This window comes from Agrobacterium genomosp. 13 str. CFBP 6927 (genome assembly GCA_900012615.1).
Taxonomy (GTDB): Bacteria; Pseudomonadota; Alphaproteobacteria; order Rhizobiales; family Rhizobiaceae; genus Agrobacterium.
Window position 1 is genome coordinate 422065 of the sequence record LT009756.1, and the last position, 21432, is coordinate 443496.

Here is a 21432-nt window from a genome sequence, read left to right on the forward strand (position 1 = left end):
CAGCATGAAAAACAGACATGAAGAACTCGGTTATTGTGCTGGCTGGTTTGCTGCCTTCGGCCTTGCTTCCGTCTTTTTCGTTGCCGTGGTGTGGCAATCACCAAATCTGCAAGCTGTCGCATGCGCCAAAGATGAAACTGGCTGTTTCCGCGAGTGGCTGAGCGCGACGGGATCATGGGCGGCATTGATCGCAGCAATCCCGGCAGCATGGTTCGTATTTAAGCAGGTTGAGTTGCAACGGATGCTCGGGAAAGACACGCTATGGGTCTCGATAAAACGAGACCAGGTGGCCGCGGCTGATCTACGAGGAGTTTCATCTCGTTTACTTTCCGAAGTGAGGGGATACGAACGAAAAGATGGTATGAAATACGTAGGCCCAGAGGAACTCCGGAAGCAAATTCAGTCGGTAAGGGATGTGATTGCCGGCGATGACTTTGCTTGGTTGGAAAAAAACATTGCGCACATGTGGCGGGTCAACGCGAAGAAGGCAGTTGCAGACATCGATCAATATCTCAGCAATTTCGGTTCCGATATCGATGTCTCCCCGCCTAAGCATGTCGAAGCGATCGTATATTTCGCGTTTAACCTGTGCATTGCATCTGCGCGAGCCTATCTCGAAGACTGCATCGAGGTTCTTGATAAGGAGCTCATATTCTACAAGAAGATGTTGGAAAGGTACGCGTGAAACCTTTTAGGGACCGTACCCGGGAGCCCCCCTATGCGGGTCAACCGCCCCCCGGCTTCTCGCTGTTTTTTTGATTTTGATTTTTCCATTCACGCTCACGCGATGGAGGGCCGACGCGATGGCTTCGCTATTCGGAACCGGGAAGCGTCCCACCTTTTCTAACAAGGTCCGCAGCTTCCCCTAATCGCCGCGCAACCCCGTGCTGCGCGTTTCTGACAACGGTTTCAATTCGCTTTCGCTCTGCGATGTCACGGGTGATCATCGCAGGCAGCGCGTTGAAGGTCTCAACGCATGCCCCGACGATGTGATCAATCGCCGCGATAGCTTCTTCGGCGGGAACAAGCCGGCGGTTTCGCTCGGCAATGCGCTGTTCAATTTCCTCGGCGCGGGCTCTCTTTACGCGCTGATCCTCCGAGGTTTTGGTTTGCTGTGAAGCCTTCTCCTGCCAATAGCGCGCATATCCGCGCGCCACACTCCCGAGGGTGACGCGACCAGGCGCCGGCCGTTCGATAAAACCATCCTTTACGAGAAGGCGAATGCGCTCCGCGCTCAGGCCGAGCAGCTTCCCGGCGGCCTCAAGCGAGATCAGCGATTGGCCGTCGCATTCGATAGTGGGATTGGTCGATTTTGATGCCATTTTCTCCAACTCCAAATGGAAAAACGAAAACAAAAAAATAGGCAAGACCCGGGGGTAATCGTACCCGCGTAAGGCGCCCCCGCCGTACGGTCCCTTGAAGGGGGGAGGGGTTGAGGGACGCTTGAGAGCGTCCCGCCTTCGATCGGACATCCTGCATATGTCACATGATGTCACGCCGTCACATTGAACATTAAGGTATTGTTTCTCTTGCCATCCACCACACGGAAAGCGTGACGTTCAGCCAAGTTCACTATCGGGAGGGAGCGAGAAATCGTCATCGTCGCCGTCGCCGGCGCTCGATGACTTCCCCCGCTTATCCTTGCCGGCCTCGCCTTTCGGCTGCCCGAGCTCAAGGCGGGTTACCCATCCAGAGCGCGAATAATTATGGGTCACGCCTTCAATGCGGTACGTGCCATCAATCCCCGGTCGGCATTTGGCAACGACGCATGATCCCTCGGGCTGCGCGCCGATATTCCCTTCGATCGTTACCGAGCCCTCGCCGCTCTTGCGATCGAGCTCGGCCGCAAGGGCGGAGGCTCTATGCTGAGCGCTACTCTCATCGCTCGCATCGAAGTTATCAGAATATACGGTTGTCGCGTCCTCGGTCCCGGTCTCGGCATCCGTCGTCTTGTATTCGGCAGCTTTGGTGTCGTACCAGCGCGTTCGAACTGATTTTTCCAGCCGGCGCCCAGCGATCGGAGTGATGCTGTAATCATGCAGATTTTCGCCCCATATCGCTTGCACGGTCGCAAGCGCTGCGCCAGCAGCGTTGACGCCTCCATTACGCTTTGTGAGGAATGCTCGATCGCCAACGATCTTGAACGTTCCCCCTAATTCTTGGGCGATGCGCTCGCCAAACTCCGCGAAACTCTCATCATCGAGCCCAATGTATTTGCGCTGGATCGATGCGAAGTCGGGATGAACGGCAACAGTGAGACCGGCCCACCGCCCGGTTACCTGCAAAGCATTGCCAATTGTCTCGTTGTCGAAATACCGGCGTTGGCCTTGCTTGGCTTTGCCGCGCACATCCATGCTTTTTGCCGTGATAGAGATCGTTCGCCCGCTGCGGCTGCCGTCTGCACGGGGGGAGCCGTCGATCGTTCCTCTGAAAATCTCTGCAACGCCTTCCCCTTCCCATCCGAGCTTAATCGACACGGCCGCTCTGTCGGACGGCATGATTGCGCGGCCGTTGGTATCGTCAAGCTCGATCGAGGCACTATCGCTCGACGTTCCCGCGCGATCGGAAACGCTGAGACTGATCAGGAGCGGAGAAATACGATCCGTCACGTTCACGCCGTCAACCCAAATTTCAGCGATGGCTTTTTTCATAATCTCGATCTCACGTTGGAAGGACACGCGGCGCCGACACCATGCCGGCGCCGCCACATGCTGCGAAATTACGCCCGGCGACCGCGCAGGAGCACTGCCGGACGTGTGCAAATGTGCAAAACGTTTCGCTGAGTTTCCCCAAAAATACCTTTGTCGTTGGGCATAGGCCATTGCTTCGCGTAAGTGCGAAGGCCGACCGTATTTACGGTATCGTTGTAATCAGCCGGCGCCCAATAGGTGCGGAAAAGATCAGGAACGCCGACCGGAAAAAAGCGAGCCTTATCCTTGTGGATGCCCATCAATGCGCCGTCGCCGTTGTCTTCAAGGGCGCCGTAGTTTTCCCACACAATGCCGCCGAACTCGAAAATCGGATTGGATGAACGATTTTTTCCGACATAGCTCTCGCGGAGAATGCGGTTCTGATCCCATCCCTTATAGCTCTCGCGAACTTCCGGGTGACGTAGAAGGGACTTGAAAAAATCATCCCCCACAAAAGCGTGAACATGCTCAAAGACGAGACCGCCAACGATCTTCCGTGTTGCCAGGATTACGCTTGCGCATTTCTCTCGGAGGATGCCATCAACCGGGTTCACATTGTCGAGATCGAAGTTGATTTCGTCCGACTGAGCAACGCCGAATTTGGTGAAAAGATCGAGCGTCTGCCCGCCCTTGTAAGTAACGATGCCCTGAATTGCGCCGATGCGTGAATACTCATCGGTAAGATCGAGGTCGGCAAGGTTGGCCGACATTTCCTCCATCACAACGTCTTGCACCTGGCGCAGCGCGGTTTCGCTGCCGAACGCCCTGACGCCCTGAACCTGATCGGCGTAAACGGCCCAATCACGCTGGAAATGTGGAATGGATAGATTTTCGACCGAACGCTTTGGCTTGTCGCGGGTTTCACCCGGGCCACCGCGAGGCGTGGGAGCAACGAGTTGCAGAATATCGCCAATGCGCTCAATTGCGATTGTCAAAGTGCGAACGCCGCTGCCTCGAAAAAGCCCCATATTCTCGATGCGGGAAGGGCGCGGCTTCACGTCGCGAAGCGCGTCCGTCAGAGAGGTTACGCTGAATGCGTCTTGGTTGAAGATATCGAGCATCGCTTTTTTCCTTTATTCGTAACGGGAATTGATTTTGTTGGCGGCACTGGCCCAACCCGCCTTAATGGTGTCGGGGGCCGCGCCCTCGGGCCTGCCGGTCGGACCTATCTCGCGTTGTTCGAGGGCTCGCTCTGCGATCGAGGGAATTGTCCGCGCAGCCGGCGCCGGGCTGACACCTGCGATCGCCGCAACTTCCTCGGGCATGGCCGCCAGCGCGGTTTTTGCCGCGTCTACAGAGAAACCGGGCGTGAATGCCAGGCCGTGAGCAACTGCCGGCCGAGCCTTCGCCTCGGGCAGCGCGAGAATGGCCTTGATGCGCTCGCGCTCGTTCGTCGCAGCCAGCAAGATTGCAGATGCGGATTTTTCAGCCTCGGCATGAGCCGAGGGCAAGTCTTCTCTGTCCATAGTTAACGTCCTTTGTGAGGGTTTGCCCGCAGCCCGAGCGGGGCGGGATAATTCGGCTAGAACCTCATCGAGAGAGGCCATGCGATCCGCCAATCCGGCGGCAATGGCTTCTTTTCCGATAAAGACGTCAGCCTCGGTTTCGCGCGCTTTCTTGGCGCTCAATCGCGCCTTGCCGCGCCCGGCTTCCACGGTCTCAAGAAACTGATCGTAGAAAGCCAGAACGTCCTTTTGCATGTCTGCTCGAACGTTCTCGGGCAGAGGCCCGAAGGGGTTGCCGTCAACCTTCTTGGCACCGGCATGAATAAGTGTCGGGCGAATGCCCTTCGCATTCATTTCCGCGGATCGATCGAGATGCATCATTACGACGCCGATCGAGCCAACAAGCGAGGTTGGCGAAATTACGATTTCATCGGCCGCGCTCACAATCCCGTAACCAGCGCTCGCCGCCACGTCGTTGACAACCGCAACGACATGCATCGATTTCCGCAGGTTTCGGATTTTCGTTGCAACGGCCGCCATGCCGGTAGCTTCACCGCCATAGCTGTTCATGTCGATAACGAGGTTTTCGAGCCGCCCGGCTCTGACCTCGGCGGCTATCTCGTCAAGCTGAGCGGCTATCCCTTCATAGGAGGTCAAGCCTGAGCTTGCGCCGACCCATGCGCCGCGGTTTACGAGCGATCCGTCCACCGTGATGATAGCCGTTTTGCCATCTGCCCGGGTAAACCGCCGGCCGGTCCCATCGCCGCGAGCCGTTGTTCCGACAAACCGGCTTGCGTCCACCTGATCGACGCTGCGGCCGAGCGTGATGCGGCCCTCAAGCACATGAAGGATGGTTGCCGCCTTGTCCGGATGCACCAAAAGCGGACGGTTGAGGATGCGATCCGCGAGCATGGGTAGAAAATTATCGGACATTATCTAACTCCGGAGTTTGAGAACGCGCCGTGCATCTGGTCGCGGAGGCTGTTTCGAAGTCGCTTTTCGACCTCACGCGCAACCTCCTCGGGGTTTGTCACGCCGTTGATGTGGTTGATGACTGTGATGTCGCGGACGCCGCCGGCTTTGCTTGCTGGCGTGATCGTTCCGGCCGTCTTAGGTCTGAAAACTTCTGGCTCGCCCCCGTCACCGACGATAAAGGAACCGCCGGGCCAGACAGGACCGCCGTTCTTTCGATGGCCGGTAACATTGCCCATGCTGTCATATTCGGGCGTTCCGCCACCGCCAGCGCTGCCACTTGCGCCGCCCTCGGCCTCGCCACCGCCCCACGTCAAGGCATTCTTGATCGAGGTTCCGAGGTTCTGCGCCCATTGCACGGCGCTCTGTATCTTCGCGATCAAATCATTGATCGCTTCGACAACAGTGCGGACGGCGCCGCCGACAACGCCGCCAACAGTTTCGCCCCATGCGCGCCATTCGGTGTTTGTGGCCTTGATCGGCCCGAGCATGTTGCTTACGGCCGAGTATATGCGCTCAGCAAAACCAGCGATCGGCTCCATGATAGGGCGCACCGGCGCGAGGGCTTCCATGAAGCCTTTCCCCACGCCTTGGAAGAACGACACCAACCCATCCCAATTGTTATAGATGAGGGTGCCGGCCGCAGCGATGCCGGCGATCACGGCGCCTACGCCGGTAAACATCAGCGCTCCCCGCAAAAGAACAGCCGATCGGCGCACAATGTTGAGGGGGTTCAGGATGGACAGAACCCCTTTTCCCAAGCCCTTGATCGCGATGCCTGCCGCTCCGCCTGGCCCGAGGATAGCCGCAGAGGCAGCGAACCCGACCATGGCTCGACGCGCAGCGCCGAGGCCGGCGATGATTGGCGTAAATGCCATGAGCTTCATCCCGCGGCCGGCGAAGATCGCAGCCTTGCCCACGGTGTTGTAACCGAGCGCCATCATCGATAGAGCGCCGCCTCGGCCTATGAGGCCGAGGAATTTGAGGCTCGCAACGGCAACCTTGAAGCCTACAACAGCAGTTGTTGCCGCAACGAGATTGCGGATAAGTTCGGGGTGAGCTTCCGACCAGTCCGACAATTTGAGCAGGACCGGGCCGAGCGCCTTCATTGTCTGATTAAGTGCCGGCAACAACGCCCCACCGATCGTCATTGCTATGTCAGAAATTTGAGATTTGAACATTTGCCACTTGTAAGCTGACGTGGCGGCCCGCTTTTCAAATTCTTTGCCAACACTGTTGAGGTATTTTTGCTCATCTGCTGTTAGCGACAGAGCTTTTCGGAGGAGCTCTGTGTTTTTGAGAAGCGGAACGAGTGCGGCGGCCTCATCCCCGAACAGACCGGACATGACCGACGCCTGCATGTGCTCGGGAAGTTGCCCGAGCTTCTCGATGACTTTCATTGTTGTGCCAACGGCGTCTTTCTGCATCGCCTTGGCGACCTTCTTGGCGTCTAGACCAAGCGTCTCATACGCTCCGCGCTGCGCTTTTGTGGCGCTGGCCCCCTTGGTGAGCGCGCGGCCCATGTTGCGGAACGAGGTAGCGGCTACGTCGGCATTGAAGCCGGCGGAGATCATCGCGGCGCCGAATGCAACCGACTGCTCTTTTGCAAAACCAAAGAACTCACCCTGCACTGCGACCCGCTTCGTAAAATCGATGAGCTCAGGTGCATTCGTTGCTAGGCTGTCCGAAACATAGTTGATCGCGTCGGCATAGGCGGCCGTCTGCGCGTTCGTCAGATTGAGGGCCGTGCGGATTTTTGCGAGGGCTTCGCCAGCTTGGCCGCCCGTTACTTCCCATGCGACGGCTGCCTGTGCCGTCAAGCGAGTGAAATCGTACAAATCCTCGTCAGGGACGCCAGCCTGAGCCGCGGCCGCAGAGAGCGCGGCCAGATCGCTGACGGCCATAGGTATCTCGTTTTTTGCGAGATTTCGAAGCTGCTTTGCATAGGCCGCGAGGCCGGCATCGTCAAAGCCGGAAACCTTGGCGATGTCTGCCATCGCACTTTCGAAGTCCATGGCGGCCGTTAGCGGCGCTTGTATTGCGGATTTGAGAGCGTAGAAGCCGATCGCCGCATCTGCGAGACCGCCTCGGGCACGGTCAAGCGCTGCGTTGTTCTGCGCCATTGCCGCCGACAATCGGTTACCGAGACCAGCGTTGGCGGCTTGGTTCAACCCCAGCAGCGATTTCGACGCTGCCCGGGCCGGTCCCGTCACCTGATCAATAAGGCGAACGACAAGCGATGAGGTTAGCGAACTTGCTGCCATAACATCGAGGAGCGCTTTATGCGCTCAACCTCCCTGTGCATTCGCATGATGAGCGAAATGCGGGTTGACCGGACTGTTGGGAAAGGAGTGTTGAGGACGGCCGAGATTTCCGCCGACACTCGATCGAGACCGCCCCGGGCGCGCGCCCAAAGAAGAATGACGGCAAGGTTCAATCCTTGCCCTTCTCCTTCTCCGGCGCCGCCAATAAAGGGACAGCAAGCTCTCCGAGGGCGGCGAAATCGTCGCGATGAATGCGCTTGAGCGCCTCATCAGGAAGGCCGGAGACAGCGCCGATGATGCCCCTGATCTGTGCGACCTTCATCGGCTTTCCTTCGATGATGCCGAGATCATCGATCTTTTCGAGCGCCTCGATGTCAGGTTCTTTTAAAACGACCGAGGAAATATTGCCATCAGGCCCGGCAACGGGGTGAATGAGCTTGTGCTCAACCGTTCGCCAAGTTGTGACAGGGGTTTGGGTGTCCTGCATCATTTCATTTCTCCGTTTTTGGATTGGGCTTTCCGTACGCGCATAGCCTTCCGCATGGTGGCTATCTCTTCCTGCACCGCGTCGAGGACGCGCCGCAGATCGGCGGGGTGAAGTTTTCTTATTTTGGCCTCTGAGGCTCCCGACAGCCGGGACACATGCCGGACCGCCTCGTTGAGCGTCGGATCGGCAACCGCAGTGATCCGATCGAAGGCGGCGCGACCTGGCGTCCGGATTTCGATGAAAGTGATTTCGCGGCCGGCAAGCTGAATGGGGTGAGAGAGATTAATCCGTTGCATCGGGACGCTCCCCATTGCCACGATCAAGGATCGCCTTACCGTTCTCGCTTTCGAGAAAAATTTCGCCTTGGCAAGCTTGATAGATTTCCTCAATCGCGCGCGAGAGTTCGGCAAAATCAGCGGCACTGAGGTTCCGAAGCGCAACTTCGCCGTAGCAAGTCATGCGGCAGCAAAACCAGATCACTTGCGAATACGTGAAGCCCGCGACGGAATTTCTCGAATTCCGCATACCCTTAAGGCAGCCGGCAGACGGTTTGCGAACGACAATTCGATCGACAGAAACGGACCCATCAAGCAACAAAGGTTGCGATAAGGAAATCGTCTTCATGTCAGGCCTCTATACCGAGGATAGCGAGAGGGTTCGCGTCCGATCGGCGGGCGATGCGCCAGCCATCGGCGTCGGCGGCCTCAATAAACGCTTCCTCCTCGCGCTCCGCTTGAAGTAAATCGGCCTCGATTTTGGCGAGTTTCTTGGCCCGCTGTTCTTCCGTCAACGTATCCGGACTATCCGGCGGGATCATCGCTTCGAGCTTGGCGAGAACCTCGTCACGAAAAATTGCCAGTAGAAGGGCTCCGGCTCCTATGCCGGAAGCTCGCCCGTCATTGTTGATCACTGAGGCGAGGCGGAAAGGATCGCCGGAATGGACACGGGGATCGAAAAAGGTCTCGCCTGTCTTCGCCGCTTTATCCAGCGCCACTTTGGCGGCGGCAATGTACTGATCGCGTGGGATGGGAGCGATAGAAACATCGGCATGTTGCTTCTTGAGCGCCGCAATCCGCTCCCGCGCGGCCTCAATTGACCGGGGCCGCGTGGCTGGCTTCGCTGGCTCAAACGGTCCACTGTGATCATCGATAACGGCGGCGCACTTACGGAGGAGATTATCGAATTCCTCCCAAGCATCGCGAAACTTGGGGATTTCGTCCGCCAGTTGTTTGATCTGGACGCTGACCGCTGCCTTGCGCTCGTTAAATCCCTTCTCGGCGTCGGCACTGAGTTTCTGACCGCCGAGGCGGGCGATGAACTCGGAGCGCTCGATAACGATGTCATTGGCCCGCTTATGAAGATCATCCTTCTGCGCGTAGACCTGTCTGGCTGCCCCGAGATGATATTCCGACCGCTCACCAAGCTTGATGGCCTTTTCTCGGGCTTTCGAGGGAAGTTTCTTCAGCTGTGCGGGAGAGAATTGCATCGATTGGCTCCGGGTTACGGAGCCAATTCACCATTTTGAGCGGAGCGGAATAAGGTGACACGGCCGGACACGGCAGCCCTTTTGCGCGCTATGTCCATCTCGCCGGGCGGAACGGGCGGCAGGCCGAGACGAGAGAAATGTTTTATCAATCGCGGATGCAATCGATCGTTCATTCGGAGAATTTCAATCGCTTCCATATCGCCGTTGAGATACATTTCGAGAGCGGGACCAGAAATTTGCCACGGGCCGGAATTACCAGGCCGCCGGCCGATGCCGTGGCTAATGCACCAACGCTTAATTGTCTTGATGTCCTTCCCCGATCTCCGCCGCGCCTCTTTAAGGCTGATAATTTCGGCTTCCGCCATCGGGACAGGAAATGCTTTGTCCTCGGATGAATTCATCGCGCGCCCCGCATTCCGCCTGCGGGCGGTCCTGACAAGGGTGCAATGTTCGCGCGTCGAATGAACGGAACAACGTCGCCGTTGCGGAAGGGAACCCGCCCGCGAGCCATAGCAACGCCAAGCTCAACTATGCGTTTCTCGAACTTCCCGCGGGCGTTGATGACATTGGAGGGGCGACTATCTGCCCATGCGAATAAGTCTAGCTGTACGCTCATCGCAAACCCTCCAAAATTTCTTGAACGTCATCCCCTCTATCGATCTCGTCAGTGATCTCCCGGGATATTCTTTTGGTAAGAGTGCCGCGGTCTAAGAGGGGGCCAATTACCTCGGCAGCTTCGATCTTAAATACAGCGTCTCGGATCAGAAACTCGATGATGTCGGCCCGCGCCGCCTTAGCGGCGGCGGGCGGAATGAATACATCGTCTGACAATCGATCGAGGTCAGCTACAGTAAATACGGAAGGGGCGGCGGGCGCATGGGCGCCGCCGCCTACGTCAAAACCTACGTTCCTCACTACGTTAGGGACAAGTCCACTTGACTTCCCGAAGTCAACCACACTTGATTTCCTAAGTGCGCTAGACTTGTTTTCCTGATCATCTGTCACATGCGATGTCACACCATTAGGAAGTGAACTAGAATTTACTTCCTGCGGCATCTGCCCGACATAAATAGCTGACGTGTTGCGGCGGCGCTTTACATGAAGGAACCCCATATTTGCGAGTTCCTTTGTCAGCGTCGAAACCTGCGTAACCGTCACGCCGAGTTTCGCCGCGAGATTTTCCCGGCTCGGATGGCAGTCGAAATTCTGCCAATCGAACATGTCCGAGAGAATGAAGCCGAGGCAGAAAAGACGCGGATTTTTTTGTGAAGCTGGATGAACGAGCAAGCGTTCACGGAAGCGCTTTTGCCAGTCAAAAAATGTGGACACGATAGCGGTATCGCGGCGCTTTTTTGCAGTCTCTGTCATTCCGCGACCCTCTTGCAAACCGAGCACCGCAGCCGCTTGCCGGCGGCCGACGCCGGCAACGCAACATTGGCGGAATGGCCGCAGCCCGTGCATGTGACGGTGCGTGTAATGTTCGCGACCGCCTTCTCGGCCTGGCTGCGGAGGTCGGCCTTAGAAGGCCGGCGTTTTACTGGCCTCTGTTTCGTCGGGAAGATCGGGCCGAGATCGTCGGCCGTCTCGGCGCCATGGCGGCGCAGGCGATCGGCCTGCGCGCGCTTCCTATGATCAATTTTGCTCACTGGCTTCGCCCTCGAAATGCTGGCGGAGCTTCTGACGCGAAGCAACCCAACGAGCGCCGATTTTACGGGCAGGGATTTTGCCGAGTTCAAGCATGTGATACGTCGCCCGCTCGGTCGTGCCGATCGCCTTCGCGATTTCTCCCGCACCCCAAATCACGTCAGACTGTTCGATTTGCTCAGCCATGAGCAGCCCTCCCGATCCGCATATTGGTTCCACGCTCTCCCGGCCGCAGCGTGTTGACGGCGATGGCGAGAAGTTCGTCTCGGTCGGCAATATCCGCTGCATCGAGTGGGGAGCGGCTGAGCAACTCCGCTTCAATGGCCTCGATCTGATCGCCAAGGGCCTCGCTGAGAGCGTCCGCGAAATCTTCCAGATTATCGCGCTTCATGTGGTTCGCAAGATTGGAAGTGAGACCAGCCGTGGTGCGCATAGATACGAGCGCGGAAAGTGCGCTCGCCAAGTCGGGGAGCGTCATAGCGGCGAAAAACTCCTCGGGGGCAGCTTTCGCGGTGTCGATCTTTTTGGTAGACATATCGAATTCCTAGATGTTTGCGGTTTCGTGAACGGGCCGATGCGGTTGCAGCCGCATCGGCTTAATTCGTTGAGCGGTTCTGTGCTTTTTCCGGCTGTGTGAATACCGCTGTAAGCGCACCGCGCTCTGCTACCCATCGGCCCCCAACCTTTTTCGCTGGAAGTTCACCATTATCCAGCATGCGAAGGACTGACCGCTGTGATCGGCCAATGAACTTAGCCATCTCCTCGCAACCCCAAATGAGATCGAGTTGCTCGGCTGTGTTTTTGTCATTTCTTGTCATAAATCGTAACCCTCTGTTCATATCCAGCAGATAGATGTATCCAGCAGATAGGATTTACAGTCAAGCGGTAAATGTATCTGCTGGATAGTCACATGCGCGGGAGATTGGCGATGGGTGTGAACCGAACGAACACAGATCAATTTCAGCTACGGCTACCGCCGGGCCTGAGGGATCGCATCAAGGCGCATGCAGATCGTCATGGGCGATCCACAAACGCGGAGATTGTAAGGATTTTAGAGCGAGAGTTTCCCGAGCCGGAAATCATTGAAAACCAACTCACTGACCTATTGGACGTACTGGAAATATTCAGGAAGGGGGATGGAAACGCAGCGATTGCGGAGTTTTTGACAAAGGCACATGACGTACTTGACGCCGTTGCTCACGGCAGCGTCGAGGGTATTTCCGAGGAGCAAAAGCGCGCGATATCCCAAGCGTACAATTTGTGGAAATCGGACGCTGAGAAACAGCAAATCTGGTTTGAGCGCGATCAATGAGTGTCCGGAAACGTGAATGGACAACTCCAAAAGGGGTGAAAAAGTCCGCTTGGGCCGTCGATTACGTTGATGCCACGGGGAAACGACGCCATAAGACATTCAAGCTCAAGAAGGATGCGGATCAGTTCGCGGCCACCGCATCCGTAGAGGTTCGGCAGGGAACACACGTTGCGGACAGCGCAAGCGCGACGATAAGCCAGGCGGGCAAATTCTGGATAGCGAGCGCGACGGCCAACGGCCTTGAGCGCTCGACCATCGACCAATATCGCCAGCACGTCGAATTGCACATATCGCCACTGATCGGGGAGACCCTGCTTTCTAAATTCACGCTGCCGGCGGCCCGTGCATTCGAGGATAAGCTCCGGGAAAGCGGTCGCTCGCCCGCGATGGTCAAAAAAGTAATGGTGAGCCTCGGCTCGCTGTTGGCCGACGCTCAAGAGCGCGGCCTTGTGGGCCGCAACGTGGTCAGGGAAAAGAGCCGTGCGCGCCAGAAGGGCAAGGATCGGCGCCACGAGCGGCGACAGAAAGGCAAACTCAAGGTCGGCGTCGATATCCCGACGAAGGCGGAAATAAAAGCCATCGTTCAAGCTGTCGAGGGGAGATGGCGGCCGCTGTTGCTAACTGCGATCTTCTGCGGATTGCGCGCCTCGGAGCTTCGCGGCCTTCGCTGGCAGGATGTAGATTTCCAGAAAAAGTTGATCCACGTTCGCCAGCGCGCAGATCGGTTCAATGATATCGGCCGGCCAAAATCTGAGGCGGGTGAAAGATCAGTGCCAGCTGGCCCAACCGTTATTGATGCTCTCAAAGAATGGCGGCTCGCCTACAGCCGTCCGGTGACTGGTAAGCGCGATGACGGAACGGAAATTCGCGAAGAAGCCCGGCCGACCCATCTCGTTTTCCCGAATGGTGTTGGCAAGGTCGAAAGCCTGGCGAACATTATCAATCGTGGCCTCATTCCGACGCAAGTTCGGGCAGGGGTGACGATCGCGACTGACGAGAAAGATGAGAACGGCAAACCTGTCATGGATGCCAAGTACGGCGGCATGCATGCGCTGCGCCACTTCTATGCCTCATGGTGCATCAACGCACGGGGGGATGGAGGTATGGAGCTTCCGCCGAAGGTAGTGCAGGAGCGTCTCGGGCATAGCTCGATCATTATGACGATGGACGTTTACGGACACCTGTTCCCTCGTCACGACGACGGTAACGAGCTGGCCGAGGCGGAGCGGGCGCTTTTATCTTGACGCAACATGGATGCAACATTATTACGAAAAAGCCCGGAAAGTAGGGCTCATGGTAAGATTGAAAATCCGCGTGTCGGTGGTTCAAATCCGCCTCCGGGCACCATTTATCTCAATAGTATTGTTGACGAATTGCGTGCTTGGCGACTTGTCCATTTGCAGGCAAATTTCGATGAGTAGCTACAGCCATCATATGCTTTTGACAGGCCCGGTATAACCATAGGCCAACCCTGTCTGTTGCAGGCAGTTGGAGAGCAGCCCACAAATGGATCGTGTCACAAGCCCACCTCTTCTACCGCCTGGCATTGTCTATTTTGACGGCTTTCTCTCTCCAGAGGAGGAGGCCGGCATCGCCCACAGACTGGATGCGGGTGTGTGGAGCACGGAGTTGAAACGCCGCGTGCAGCATTTCGGTTATCGGTACGACTATAAGGCGCGTGCTGTTACCGCGGATGCGTATATCGGGCCGTTGCCGCCATGGCTTGGCGTGTTCGCGGAGCGGTTGGTTACCGCAGGATATTGTCGGGATTTGCCCGATCAGGTTATCGCGAACGAATATATTCCGGGGCAGGGCATCAGTGCGCACGTCGATTGTGTGCCCTGTTTTGACGATACGATCGCGTCGATAAGCCTTTTATCCACATGCGAGATGGTTTTCCGCGAATTGCGTGGACCAGCCATATGCGGCGTCTTGCTTCAACCTCGCTCCGGCGTCTTGCTGAGAGACGCTGGCCGCTACGGCTGGACCCATGAAATTCCGGCTCGCAAATCGGATATCGTGAACGGAGTTAGGAAAGCCCGAGACAGGCGAATTTCCCTCACTTTTCGCAAGGTTATCGCTTCGAAACAGTCTTGATCAGAGAGGAGAGGGTTTCTCTTTTATCCGCTCGAGTAAAAGGTGGAGAAGCGCTATCGGGTCCTGATCCATCGCCGCCGACAGTTTTGCAAACTCAACGACATCTATGCGTCTTTCAGCCCCTTCGGCCTTTGCGACATAGGACTGTGGCTTACCCAGCCGATCTGCGATTTGCTGCTGGGTTAACCCTGCTTTTCGCCGCGTGTCACTCAGTATTTCAACAAGAAGCCGGTACTCGGGTGTATGCGTAGACTTTGTCATGTGCCGAAAAATCTCAAAATCGCAGTGCCAAGGGTCGATCCTGAATTATCCTGCTATGGGATATTGTCGCGGCAATCAAGTTCTCTGCGCACACGCCGCCATTTGCCCTGCTCGAAGCTTCGCGAATAGCGCCATGCCCGGTCTTCTTCCATTGCGGCGAATTCCTCCGCGCGCTCGCCATGTCGTTCAATCAGGTCATCAGCAAGGCGTTTAATCTCCGAGCTTGGTAAGAGCATGGGTCGAATGCGGGTCTGCCATTCGAGCCAGAGGTAAGCGGCCAGGACGAAACTGCAGCCCGCAATGAGATAGAGATAGTCGACGCTGAGCGGCATGGCCTACCTATAATGACGTGATCGATAACGCCATAATGTACATAGACCCGTGGTTTCTGTCAGGAACAATCTGTTCCTATGGAATCATTTGCAGCAAATCTGAAAAAGCGCGCGAAGGAGCTTGGTCTCTCCAATGCCGAAGTTGCCCGCCGAGCGGGGCTTACGGAGCGTCGTTACGGCAACTACATCATGGGCCGAAGGGAGCCCGATCTGGCGACACTCGTTCGGATAGCCACCGTTCTGGATAGCACTCCGAACGCATTGCTTGATTTTGAGAAGAAAACAGCCGCGCTGACTGGCCATGATCTGCTGAAAGCAAAGATCGCTGCGGCAGCAAATGCACTGCCGGAAAGCGATCTGGAAGTCATGGCCATCGCAATTGAGGCGGTGGCGAACAGCCGGGCAAAGTAGCCCGGCGCTCTAAAGATGCTCCCGATTATCCGTATTCTGCTCCGCCCGGTCCCGATAAAGTGCTGCCCGGCCGAGCAGCATCAGGGAAACCGGGGTCGTCACCGTCATGAAAATGCCGATGAAGATTTCGTGGAAGGCGAAGCGGTCGCCGGAGACGGAGAAATAGATGATCGAGGCCATGACGATGCCGCCGGTGCCCCAGCTGGTGCCGAGTGTGGGCGCATGCAGGCGCTCATAGAAGCTGTTGAGCCTGGCAAAGCCGATGGTGCCGATCAGCGTCAGCGAGGCGCCGAGCAGCACGAAGAAGGCCACGGCAATGGCGGCCCAGAGGGGAAATTCGTGCGCCTCGCTCATTCGATCACCTCGCCGCGCATCAGGAATTTGGAAAGGGCGACGGTGGAGACGAAGCCGAGGATGGCGATCAGCAGCGATGCCTCGAAATAAATGTCGTTGCCGGTGCGCAGGCCGAAGGTCAGGAGAAGCAGCATGGCGTTGACATAGAGCGTATCCACGCCCAGCACGCGGTCCTGCGCGCGCGGGCCGATGGCGATGCGATAGACCGAGATCGCCATGGCAATGGCGAGCATGAACTGCGCCAGCGAAAAGGACCAGAAAAGGATAATCGAACTCATTCGAATATCTCCATCAGCAGTTTTTCATAACGGTTCTTGATGAGGCTTATCCAGGCCGCCTCATCCACATCGTCGAGAACGTGAAGCAGCAGCGTGCCCTGGCTGGAATTATATTCGAGCCATGCGCTTCCCGGCGTCGAGGTCAGGATCGTCGCCAGAACCGCAAGCGCCATCGGGTCGCGAATATCGAGCGGCACGGCCAGGAAGCCGGATTTGCGGTCCCTCTCGCGCTTGAACAGGATGATCTTCACGACCGAGAGATTGGACCTGACGATATCGTAAAGCACGATCAGGATCAGCTGCACCAGCCTGTGCCAGTTGCGGATGCGCGGCTTGGCGGGCCTGAGCGACGCCATCGCCCAGGAGGCGACAAGCGCAACACCGGTGCCGAGCAGCAGATGCCCCGGCGAAAAGCTGTTGATCGTCATCCAGAAGAAGATCAGCGAGATCGTCAGCAGCGGGTAGGGCAGAACACGGCTTATCATGGCTCTGCCTCCGGGTTGCTTCCCGCCCTCGGCGCGGAAATGACGCCCTGAATATAGCTCGCCGGCAGGTCGAGAATACGCGCCGTCTCCTGCATGTAACGCATCACCGGCCCTGCCTGCACGGTCATGGCAAGCGTGAGGCCGAGCAGCAGCATCACGGGGGCAATTTCGATGACGAGCACGCGTGGCACGGTGCCTTCGATGGAGGCCCAGAAGGTGCGGATGCCGGCGCGGGTCATGGAGATCAGCGAGGCGAAACCGGCAAAGACGATCAGGAAGACCAGCCACCAGGAGAGGGTGGAAACGCTGTCATTGGCGCCGAGCCCGGAAGGATTGAGGATGGCGGTCAGCATCGAGAATTTGGCGATGAAGCCCGAAAGCGGCGGCAGGCCGGCGAGAAGAATGCCGCAGGCGGCAAAACAGGCGCCGAGCACCGCCATGGTGGCGGGCATGGTCACGCCGACTTCCTCCTCCTCCTCTTCCTCGTCGCCCTCGCCATAGGCCTCCATGGTCACGGCAAGAACGTTCGCGCCGGCATCCTGTCCGCGTTCGACGAGTTCGATCAGCATGAAGAAGGCGCTGATGGTGAGGGTGGAGCTGACCATGTAATAAAGCGCGCCGGCCGCAACCGTCGGATTGCCGGTGCCCATGGCGGCAAGCAGCGTTCCGGACGACACCAGAACCGAAAAGCCGGCGAGCCGGCCGAGCGCCTGCGACGCCAGAACGCCGATGGCGCCGAAGATGATGGTGGCGATGCCGCCGACCAGCAGGGCATCATGGCCGAAACCGGCGGATTCGCCGGCCGTCTGCCCGAAAAGCAGGAAGGACAGGCGGGCGATGACATAGATGCCGACCTTGCTCATGATCGCAAACAGCCCGCCCACCGGGGCCGACGCCGCGCCATAGGCGGAAGGCAGCCAGAAATTCAGCGGCCACATGCCGGCCTTGACCAGAAAGGCGATGCCGAGGATGGCCGAGCCGGTTTCCAAGAGCATGCGCTGATCGGGGTTGAGCCCCTCGATGCGATGGGCGAGATCGCCCATGTTCAGCGTGCCGGTAACGCCATAGATGAGGCTGACGCCGATCAGGAAGAACAGGGCGGCGACGAGGTTGATGGCGATATAATGCAGCCCGGCCTTGACGCGCTGCTGGCCGGAGCCGTGCAGCAGCAGACCGTAAGAAGCGGCCAGCATCACTTCGAAGAAGACGAAGAGATTGAAGAGGTCGCCGGTCAGGAATGCGCCGTTGACGCCCATCAGCATCATCTGGAATAGCGAATGGAAATGCGCGCCCGATCTGTGCCACTTCGCCATCGAATAGATCAAGGACGGGATGGCAAGCAGCGCCGTCAACAGCACCATGAGGCCCGAAAGACGGTCGGCGACGAGCACGATGCCGAAGGGCGCCGGCCAGTTGCCGAGCAGATAGACGCCGCTCGAGACCACGGCCGCGATCTCGGTATTGACCGTCGAGTTCACCTCGCGGAACAGCAATATGGCGACCACCAGCAACAGCACGGTCGAGGTGAGGCTGATGGCGGCTTTCGCCACGCGCTGGCGCTCGTCGAAGAACAGCAGAAGGGCGGCGGTAATCAGCGGCAGAAGAATGGGCGCGATGACAATATGGAAGGGGAACGACATCATTTCGTCTCCCTCCCGTCCACGTGGTCGGTGCCGGTGAGGCCGCGGGCGGCAAGCAGCACGACGAGGAACAATGCGGTGGTGGCAAAACCGATGACGATGGCCGTCAGCACCAGCGCCTGCGGCACGGGGTCGGCGAGCGTGGAGCTGTCGACGCCGTTGACCAGCACCGGCGGCGCATTGGTCTTGATGCCGCCGACGCCGAAGATGAAGAGGTTGACGGCGTAAGACAGCAGCGAAAGCCCGACGATGACCTGATAGGTGCGCGGGCGCAGCACCAGCCAGACGCCGGAGCCGGTCATGATGCCGATGCCGATTGCAAGAATGAGTTCCATTACACGTCCTCCGCTTTTGCGGCTTCAGGCGTGCGAACGCGGTAGTTACGCAACGATTGGTGTGCCAGTGCTATCAGGATAAGAACAACGGAGCCGACGACCAGCGAGAAGACGCCGAGATCGAACAGCAGGGCCGATGCCGTCGGCATTTTGCCGATATAGGGTATCTCCGTATACTGGAAATAGGAGGTCAGGAACGGGTAACCGAAATACCAGGAGCCGATACCCGTTGACGCCGCCATCAAAAGGCCGAAGCCCATCCAGCGCAGCGGCAGGATGCGGATGCGGTCTTCCGCCCAGCGCGCCCCGCCGGCGAGATATTGCAGCAGGAAGGCGATCGCCATGGTGATGCCGGCTGCAAAGCCGCCGCCCGGCATGTCATGGCCGCGCATGAACAGGAAGATCGAGAAGGTGATGATGACGGGGAACATCCACTGCATCACGATCGATGGCACATAAAGATAGTCGCGGACCGTATCGCCCTTGCTACGGTCCGGCCGTTCGGCATCGAAGGCGTTTTGCATCTGCTGCTGTTCCGGCACCCCGATGCTTTCATGGGCGGGGCGGAAACGGCGAAGCAGCGCAAAGACGGTCAGCGCCACGATGGCCAGCACCGCGATTTCCCCGAAGGTATCGAAGCCGCGGAAATCGACGAGAATGACATTGACGACATTGGTGCCGCCGCCTTCGGTATAGGCGCGTTCGAGGAAATAGGTCGCAATCGCGTTCGGCACCGGCAGGGTCATCACGGCATAGGCAATGACGGACATGCCGATACCGCTTGCTGCGGCGAGCAAAAAGTCACGCGCGCGGCGAAGCTGCGCCGGCAGCTCATCGCTGCTGTCGACCTTCTCGAAGCGTTTCGGCAGCCATCTGAGACCGAGCAGGATGAGAACCGTGGTGACGATTTCGACCAGCAGCTGGGTAATGGCGAGATCCGGCGCGGAAAGCCAGACGAAGGTAAGGCAGGTGACGAGGCCCGAGACGCCCAGCATGACGAGGGCGGCGAGGCGGTGATATTTCGCCTGCCAGGCCGCACCCATTGCCGCGATCATGCCGATCAGCCACAGGATGGCAAAGATTGGGTCGAAGGTCGTGACGCGCGGCAGCGACAGGGAGAATTCCGAAAGGAACAGGGGCGAGAAACCGGCAAGAAGCGCCACGAGGATGAGAAGTCTCAGCTGCGGCTGCAGACGCCGCGTGCCGAGCGTGCTTTCCAGCCACCGCGCCCACTTCCAGGACACGGTGACGAGAATGCGCTCGAAGATGCGCTGACCCCGCAGATGCCGGAAGACCGGCGGGCCATCATCGCAGCGCGAGAAATAACCGCCGAGCAGGACATAGATCGTGACGCCGCCGATCAGCGCCGCGATACTCATGATCAGCGGCAGGTTGAAACCGTGCCAGATCGACAGGCTGTAGACCGGCGTTTGCGCACCAAGCACGGAAAGCACGGCCGAATGCAGGAAGGGACCGATGGAGAGGCTCGGAACGATGCCAACGATCAGGCAGGCGAAGACGAGGAATTCAATGGGGAAACGCATCCAGCGCGGCGGCTCGTGCGGATGCGGGTTCGGCAGATCGACGGGCTTGGGGCCGAAGAAGACCGTATGGATGAAGCGCAGCGAATAGGCGACTGCAAATGCGCCCGATAGCGTCGCCACATAGGGCAGCGCCCGGTCCAGCAACGAGTCGGCATGGGTTTCGACGGCCTCGGCAAAGAACATTTCCTTGGAAAGGAAGCCGTTGAACAGCGGCACCCCGGCCATGGCCGCACTCGCCGCCATGGCGAGTGTCGCGGTCGCCGGCATATAGGTGTAAAGCCCGCTTAAGCGCCGCATGTCGCGCGTACCGGTTTCATGGTCGATGATGCCGGCCGCCATGAAGAGCGACGCCTTGAAGGTGGCGTGGTTGACCATGTGGAAGATGGCCGCAACCGCCGCAAGCGGGCTGCCGAGGCTGAGAAGCGTGGTGATGAGGCCGAGATGGCTGATGGTCGAATAAGCCAGCAGCCCTTTCAGGTCCTGCTGGAACATGGCGAAATAAGCGCCGAGCAGCAGGGTGATGATGCCGGCCGCACCCACCAGCCAGAACCATTCCTGCGTGCCCGCCAGCACCGGCCAGAACCGGACAAGCAGAAACACGCCCGCCTTCACCATGGTGGCGGAATGCAGATAGGCGGAAACGGGCGTGGGCGCCGCCATGGCGTTGGGCAGCCAGAAATGGAATGGAAACTGCGCGCTCTTCGTCAGCGCGCCGCCGAGAATAAGGATAAGTGCAGGCAGATACAACGAATGGGCGCGGATATCGGCGCCGGCCTCGATGATCTTGTCGAGATCGTAACTTCCCGCCATATGGCCGAGGATCAGCAGGCCCGCCAGAAGACTGAAGCCGCCGATGCCGGTCACGGTCAGTGCCATGCGCGCACCGTCGCGCGCACCGGCGTTCTGGTGCCAGTAGCCGATCAGCAGGAACGAGAAGATGCTGGTCATTTCCCAGAAGATCGACAGCAGGATCACGTTGCCGGACAGAACCACGCCGAGCATCGAGCCCATGAAGGCGAGCAGGAAGGCGAAGAAACGCGGGATCGGGTCTTCGGCCGACATGTAATAGCGGGCATAGAGCACCACCAAAAGGCCGATACCGGTAATGAGGATCGCAAAAATCCAGGCAAATCCATCCAGCCGCAGGGTGAAGTTGAGGCCGAGCTGCGGCAGCCATTCCACATCATATTTCAGCACGCCGCCGCCGCTGACGGTCGAATAAAGGAAGATGCTGCTGATGAGACCGAAAAGGGCGACGGCGCCCGCAACGGAGGCCGGACCGGCGGCCGCACCGTCGCGCGGCATGAAAGCCGTCAGGAGGGCGCCGACAAAGGGCAATGCGACAATGAATGGAAGAATGGTTGCAAGTGTCATATGCGGCGGCGGTTTTCTCTC

Annotated in this window: 28 protein-coding genes and 1 tRNA gene; 6 read left to right on the top strand and 23 right to left on the bottom strand. The window is 58.3% G+C overall.

The genetic code is table 11. The features are described from left to right. The first annotated feature begins 4 nt into the window (after positions 1–4). Positions 5–685 (top strand): hypothetical protein, encoded by a 681-nt coding sequence (locus AGR13A_RS02065; protein ID WP_080833398.1) that lies wholly within the window; start codon positions 5–7, stop codon positions 683–685. Positions 686–812: 127 nt separating this feature from the next. Here the strand turns inward: AGR13A_RS02065 and AGR13A_RS02070 are convergent, their stop codons facing one another. The 15 genes from AGR13A_RS02070 to AGR13A_RS25215 form a co-directional block, all read right to left on the bottom strand. Then, positions 813–1322 carry a hypothetical protein gene (locus AGR13A_RS02070; protein ID WP_080833400.1) on the bottom strand — a complete coding sequence of 170 codons (510 nt, stop codon included), beginning with the start codon at positions 1320–1322 and terminating at the stop codon, positions 813–815. A gap of 237 nt (positions 1323–1559) precedes the next feature. Then, on the bottom strand, positions 1560–2651 hold the full coding sequence (locus tag AGR13A_RS02075; RefSeq protein ID WP_080833402.1) for a phage late control D family protein: 1092 nt from the start codon (positions 2649–2651) through the stop codon (positions 1560–1562). Positions 2652–2719: 68 nt separating this feature from the next. After that, positions 2720–3751, bottom strand: a complete 1032-nt coding sequence (locus AGR13A_RS02080) for a major capsid protein (RefSeq protein ID WP_080833403.1) — start codon at positions 3749–3751, stop codon at positions 2720–2722. 12 nt (positions 3752–3763) lie between these two features. Beyond that, a complete protein-coding gene (locus tag AGR13A_RS02085) occupies positions 3764–5068 on the bottom strand; it encodes a S49 family peptidase (protein ID WP_080833406.1) in 1305 nt (434 codons plus the stop codon). Then, positions 5068–7371, bottom strand: coding sequence for a phage tail tape measure protein (locus tag AGR13A_RS02090; RefSeq protein WP_080833407.1), 2304 nt, complete (start codon positions 7369–7371; stop codon positions 5068–5070). The genes AGR13A_RS02085 and AGR13A_RS02090 overlap by 1 nt, the downstream gene beginning before the upstream one ends. A 169-nt stretch (positions 7372–7540) precedes the next feature. After that, positions 7541–7861 (bottom strand): phage tail assembly protein, encoded by a 321-nt coding sequence (locus tag AGR13A_RS02095; protein ID WP_080833409.1) that lies wholly within the window; start codon positions 7859–7861, stop codon positions 7541–7543. Beyond that, positions 7858–8154 carry a phage tail assembly protein gene (locus tag AGR13A_RS02100; RefSeq protein WP_167377378.1) on the bottom strand — a complete coding sequence of 99 codons (297 nt, stop codon included), beginning with the start codon at positions 8152–8154 and terminating at the stop codon, positions 7858–7860. Before AGR13A_RS02100 ends, AGR13A_RS02095 begins: the two co-directional genes overlap by 4 nt. After that, positions 8141–8482: a phage tail assembly protein gene (locus AGR13A_RS02105; protein ID WP_139786003.1), complete on the bottom strand. Its 342-nt coding sequence runs from the start codon at positions 8480–8482 to the stop codon at positions 8141–8143. The genes AGR13A_RS02100 and AGR13A_RS02105 overlap by 14 nt, the downstream gene beginning before the upstream one ends. A 1-nt stretch (position 8483) precedes the next feature. Continuing rightward, entirely contained in the window at positions 8484–9344 is an 861-nt protein-coding gene (locus tag AGR13A_RS02110; protein WP_080833414.1) for a hypothetical protein, read from the bottom strand. A 14-nt stretch (positions 9345–9358) separates the two neighbouring features. Beyond that, positions 9359–9745 (bottom strand): hypothetical protein, encoded by a 387-nt coding sequence (locus AGR13A_RS02115; RefSeq protein ID WP_080833416.1) that lies wholly within the window; start codon positions 9743–9745, stop codon positions 9359–9361. Between the two features lie 211 nt (positions 9746–9956). Further along, entirely contained in the window at positions 9957–10712 is a 756-nt protein-coding gene (locus tag AGR13A_RS02125) for a hypothetical protein (protein ID WP_080833419.1), read from the bottom strand. Beyond that, positions 10709–10990 (bottom strand): hypothetical protein, encoded by a 282-nt coding sequence (locus AGR13A_RS02130; RefSeq protein ID WP_080833421.1) that lies wholly within the window; start codon positions 10988–10990, stop codon positions 10709–10711. Before AGR13A_RS02130 ends, AGR13A_RS02125 begins: the two co-directional genes overlap by 4 nt. Beyond that, entirely contained in the window at positions 10977–11174 is a 198-nt protein-coding gene (locus AGR13A_RS02135) for a hypothetical protein (RefSeq protein WP_080833422.1), read from the bottom strand. Before AGR13A_RS02135 ends, AGR13A_RS02130 begins: the two co-directional genes overlap by 14 nt. After that, a complete protein-coding gene (locus tag AGR13A_RS02140) occupies positions 11167–11523 on the bottom strand; it encodes a hypothetical protein (RefSeq protein ID WP_080833423.1) in 357 nt (118 codons plus the stop codon). The genes AGR13A_RS02135 and AGR13A_RS02140 overlap by 8 nt, the downstream gene beginning before the upstream one ends. Positions 11524–11584: 61 nt before the next feature. Beyond that, the gene (locus AGR13A_RS25215; RefSeq protein ID WP_374701800.1) at positions 11585–11827 is read right to left on the bottom strand and encodes a helix-turn-helix domain-containing protein; all 243 of its coding nucleotides are present in this window, start codon (positions 11825–11827) and stop codon (positions 11585–11587) included. Between the two features lie 89 nt (positions 11828–11916). Here AGR13A_RS25215 and AGR13A_RS02150 point away from each other — a divergent pair, with 89 nt between their 5' ends. From AGR13A_RS02150 to AGR13A_RS02165, 4 genes are all read left to right on the top strand, one after another. After that, positions 11917–12300 (top strand): Arc family DNA-binding protein, encoded by a 384-nt coding sequence (locus AGR13A_RS02150; protein ID WP_139786004.1) that lies wholly within the window; start codon positions 11917–11919, stop codon positions 12298–12300. Then, on the top strand, positions 12297–13544 hold the full coding sequence (locus AGR13A_RS02155) for a tyrosine-type recombinase/integrase (RefSeq protein WP_080833427.1): 1248 nt from the start codon (positions 12297–12299) through the stop codon (positions 13542–13544). Before AGR13A_RS02150 ends, AGR13A_RS02155 begins: the two co-directional genes overlap by 4 nt. 31 nt (positions 13545–13575) lie before the next feature. After that, positions 13576–13647, top strand: a tRNA-OTHER gene (locus AGR13A_RS02160). A gap of 159 nt (positions 13648–13806) precedes the next feature. Then, positions 13807–14397, top strand: a complete 591-nt coding sequence (locus AGR13A_RS02165) for an alpha-ketoglutarate-dependent dioxygenase AlkB (RefSeq protein WP_080833429.1) — start codon at positions 13807–13809, stop codon at positions 14395–14397. Here the strand turns inward: AGR13A_RS02165 and AGR13A_RS02170 are convergent, their stop codons facing one another. Beyond that, on the bottom strand, positions 14398–14658 hold the full coding sequence (locus tag AGR13A_RS02170) for a helix-turn-helix domain-containing protein (RefSeq protein WP_080833431.1): 261 nt from the start codon (positions 14656–14658) through the stop codon (positions 14398–14400). Between the two features lie 53 nt (positions 14659–14711). Continuing rightward, positions 14712–14990, bottom strand: a complete 279-nt coding sequence (locus AGR13A_RS02175; protein WP_080833433.1) for a hypothetical protein — start codon at positions 14988–14990, stop codon at positions 14712–14714. Between the two features lie 78 nt (positions 14991–15068). On the opposite strand from AGR13A_RS02175, the gene AGR13A_RS02180 reads away from it, so the two are divergent. After that, a complete protein-coding gene (locus AGR13A_RS02180) occupies positions 15069–15401 on the top strand; it encodes a helix-turn-helix domain-containing protein (RefSeq protein WP_059760526.1) in 333 nt (110 codons plus the stop codon). 9 nt (positions 15402–15410) lie between these two features. On the opposite strand, the gene mnhG is transcribed toward AGR13A_RS02180, so the two are convergent. Genes mnhG through AGR13A_RS02210 form a run of 6 tightly spaced genes read right to left on the bottom strand, consistent with a single transcriptional unit; the run spans position 15411 to position 21411 of the window. Beyond that, positions 15411–15755 carry a monovalent cation/H(+) antiporter subunit G gene (mnhG, locus tag AGR13A_RS02185; protein WP_003522773.1) on the bottom strand — a complete coding sequence of 115 codons (345 nt, stop codon included), beginning with the start codon at positions 15753–15755 and terminating at the stop codon, positions 15411–15413. Then, on the bottom strand, positions 15752–16033 hold the full coding sequence (locus tag AGR13A_RS02190) for a K+/H+ antiporter subunit F (RefSeq protein WP_003522772.1): 282 nt from the start codon (positions 16031–16033) through the stop codon (positions 15752–15754). The genes mnhG and AGR13A_RS02190 overlap by 4 nt, the downstream gene beginning before the upstream one ends. Continuing rightward, entirely contained in the window at positions 16030–16518 is a 489-nt protein-coding gene (locus tag AGR13A_RS02195; RefSeq protein ID WP_003522771.1) for a Na+/H+ antiporter subunit E, read from the bottom strand. The genes AGR13A_RS02190 and AGR13A_RS02195 overlap by 4 nt, the downstream gene beginning before the upstream one ends. Further along, positions 16515–18161 carry a monovalent cation/H+ antiporter subunit D gene (locus AGR13A_RS02200; protein WP_035239397.1) on the bottom strand — a complete coding sequence of 549 codons (1647 nt, stop codon included), beginning with the start codon at positions 18159–18161 and terminating at the stop codon, positions 16515–16517. Before AGR13A_RS02200 ends, AGR13A_RS02195 begins: the two co-directional genes overlap by 4 nt. Then, on the bottom strand, positions 18158–18493 hold the full coding sequence (locus tag AGR13A_RS02205; protein ID WP_020810384.1) for a Na+/H+ antiporter subunit C: 336 nt from the start codon (positions 18491–18493) through the stop codon (positions 18158–18160). Before AGR13A_RS02205 ends, AGR13A_RS02200 begins: the two co-directional genes overlap by 4 nt. Then, positions 18493–21411 (bottom strand): monovalent cation/H+ antiporter subunit A, encoded by a 2919-nt coding sequence (locus AGR13A_RS02210; protein WP_080833435.1) that lies wholly within the window; start codon positions 21409–21411, stop codon positions 18493–18495. The genes AGR13A_RS02205 and AGR13A_RS02210 overlap by 1 nt, the downstream gene beginning before the upstream one ends. Positions 21412–21432 lie beyond the last annotated feature (21 nt).

What these genes read in the sequence shown, in the direction of transcription:
- AGR13A_RS02110 (WP_080833414.1), bottom strand. Translation starts at nt 9,344, where the DNA reads ATGCAATTCTCTCCCGCACAGCTGAAGAAACTTCCCTCGAAAGCCCGA.
- AGR13A_RS02095 (WP_080833409.1), bottom strand. Translation starts at nt 7,861, where the DNA reads ATGATGCAGGACACCCAAACCCCTGTCACAACTTGGCGAACGGTTGAG.
- AGR13A_RS02175 (WP_080833433.1), bottom strand. Translation starts at nt 14,990, where the DNA reads ATGCCGCTCAGCGTCGACTATCTCTATCTCATTGCGGGCTGCAGTTTC.
- AGR13A_RS02195 (WP_003522771.1), bottom strand. Translation starts at nt 16,518, where the DNA reads ATGATAAGCCGTGTTCTGCCCTACCCGCTGCTGACGATCTCGCTGATC.
- AGR13A_RS02140 (WP_080833423.1), bottom strand. Translation starts at nt 11,523, where the DNA reads ATGTCTACCAAAAAGATCGACACCGCGAAAGCTGCCCCCGAGGAGTTT.
- AGR13A_RS02200 (WP_035239397.1), bottom strand. Translation starts at nt 18,161, where the DNA reads ATGATGTCGTTCCCCTTCCATATTGTCATCGCGCCCATTCTTCTGCCG.
- AGR13A_RS02115 (WP_080833416.1), bottom strand. Translation starts at nt 9,745, where the DNA reads ATGAATTCATCCGAGGACAAAGCATTTCCTGTCCCGATGGCGGAAGCC.
- AGR13A_RS25215 (WP_374701800.1), bottom strand. Translation starts at nt 11,827, where the DNA reads ATGAACAGAGGGTTACGATTTATGACAAGAAATGACAAAAACACAGCC.
- AGR13A_RS02150 (WP_139786004.1), top strand. Translation starts at nt 11,917, where the DNA reads ATGGGTGTGAACCGAACGAACACAGATCAATTTCAGCTACGGCTACCG.
- AGR13A_RS02090 (WP_080833407.1), bottom strand. Translation starts at nt 7,371, where the DNA reads ATGGCAGCAAGTTCGCTAACCTCATCGCTTGTCGTTCGCCTTATTGAT.
- AGR13A_RS02075 (WP_080833402.1), bottom strand. Translation starts at nt 2,651, where the DNA reads ATGAAAAAAGCCATCGCTGAAATTTGGGTTGACGGCGTGAACGTGACG.
- mnhG (WP_003522773.1), bottom strand. Translation starts at nt 15,755, where the DNA reads ATGAGCGAGGCGCACGAATTTCCCCTCTGGGCCGCCATTGCCGTGGCC.
- AGR13A_RS02210 (WP_080833435.1), bottom strand. Translation starts at nt 21,411, where the DNA reads ATGACACTTGCAACCATTCTTCCATTCATTGTCGCATTGCCCTTTGTC.
- AGR13A_RS02065 (WP_080833398.1), top strand. Translation starts at nt 5, where the DNA reads ATGAAAAACAGACATGAAGAACTCGGTTATTGTGCTGGCTGGTTTGCT.
- AGR13A_RS02165 (WP_080833429.1), top strand. Translation starts at nt 13,807, where the DNA reads ATGGATCGTGTCACAAGCCCACCTCTTCTACCGCCTGGCATTGTCTAT.
- AGR13A_RS02070 (WP_080833400.1), bottom strand. Translation starts at nt 1,322, where the DNA reads ATGGCATCAAAATCGACCAATCCCACTATCGAATGCGACGGCCAATCG.
- AGR13A_RS02100 (WP_167377378.1), bottom strand. Translation starts at nt 8,154, where the DNA reads ATGCAACGGATTAATCTCTCTCACCCCATTCAGCTTGCCGGCCGCGAA.
- AGR13A_RS02205 (WP_020810384.1), bottom strand. Translation starts at nt 18,493, where the DNA reads ATGGAACTCATTCTTGCAATCGGCATCGGCATCATGACCGGCTCCGGC.
- AGR13A_RS02170 (WP_080833431.1), bottom strand. Translation starts at nt 14,658, where the DNA reads ATGACAAAGTCTACGCATACACCCGAGTACCGGCTTCTTGTTGAAATA.
- AGR13A_RS02085 (WP_080833406.1), bottom strand. Translation starts at nt 5,068, where the DNA reads ATGTCCGATAATTTTCTACCCATGCTCGCGGATCGCATCCTCAACCGT.
- AGR13A_RS02125 (WP_080833419.1), bottom strand. Translation starts at nt 10,712, where the DNA reads ATGACAGAGACTGCAAAAAAGCGCCGCGATACCGCTATCGTGTCCACA.
- AGR13A_RS02080 (WP_080833403.1), bottom strand. Translation starts at nt 3,751, where the DNA reads ATGCTCGATATCTTCAACCAAGACGCATTCAGCGTAACCTCTCTGACG.
- AGR13A_RS02180 (WP_059760526.1), top strand. Translation starts at nt 15,069, where the DNA reads ATGGAATCATTTGCAGCAAATCTGAAAAAGCGCGCGAAGGAGCTTGGT.
- AGR13A_RS02105 (WP_139786003.1), bottom strand. Translation starts at nt 8,482, where the DNA reads ATGAAGACGATTTCCTTATCGCAACCTTTGTTGCTTGATGGGTCCGTT.
- AGR13A_RS02135 (WP_080833422.1), bottom strand. Translation starts at nt 11,174, where the DNA reads ATGGCTGAGCAAATCGAACAGTCTGACGTGATTTGGGGTGCGGGAGAA.
- AGR13A_RS02155 (WP_080833427.1), top strand. Translation starts at nt 12,297, where the DNA reads ATGAGTGTCCGGAAACGTGAATGGACAACTCCAAAAGGGGTGAAAAAG.
- AGR13A_RS02190 (WP_003522772.1), bottom strand. Translation starts at nt 16,033, where the DNA reads ATGAGTTCGATTATCCTTTTCTGGTCCTTTTCGCTGGCGCAGTTCATG.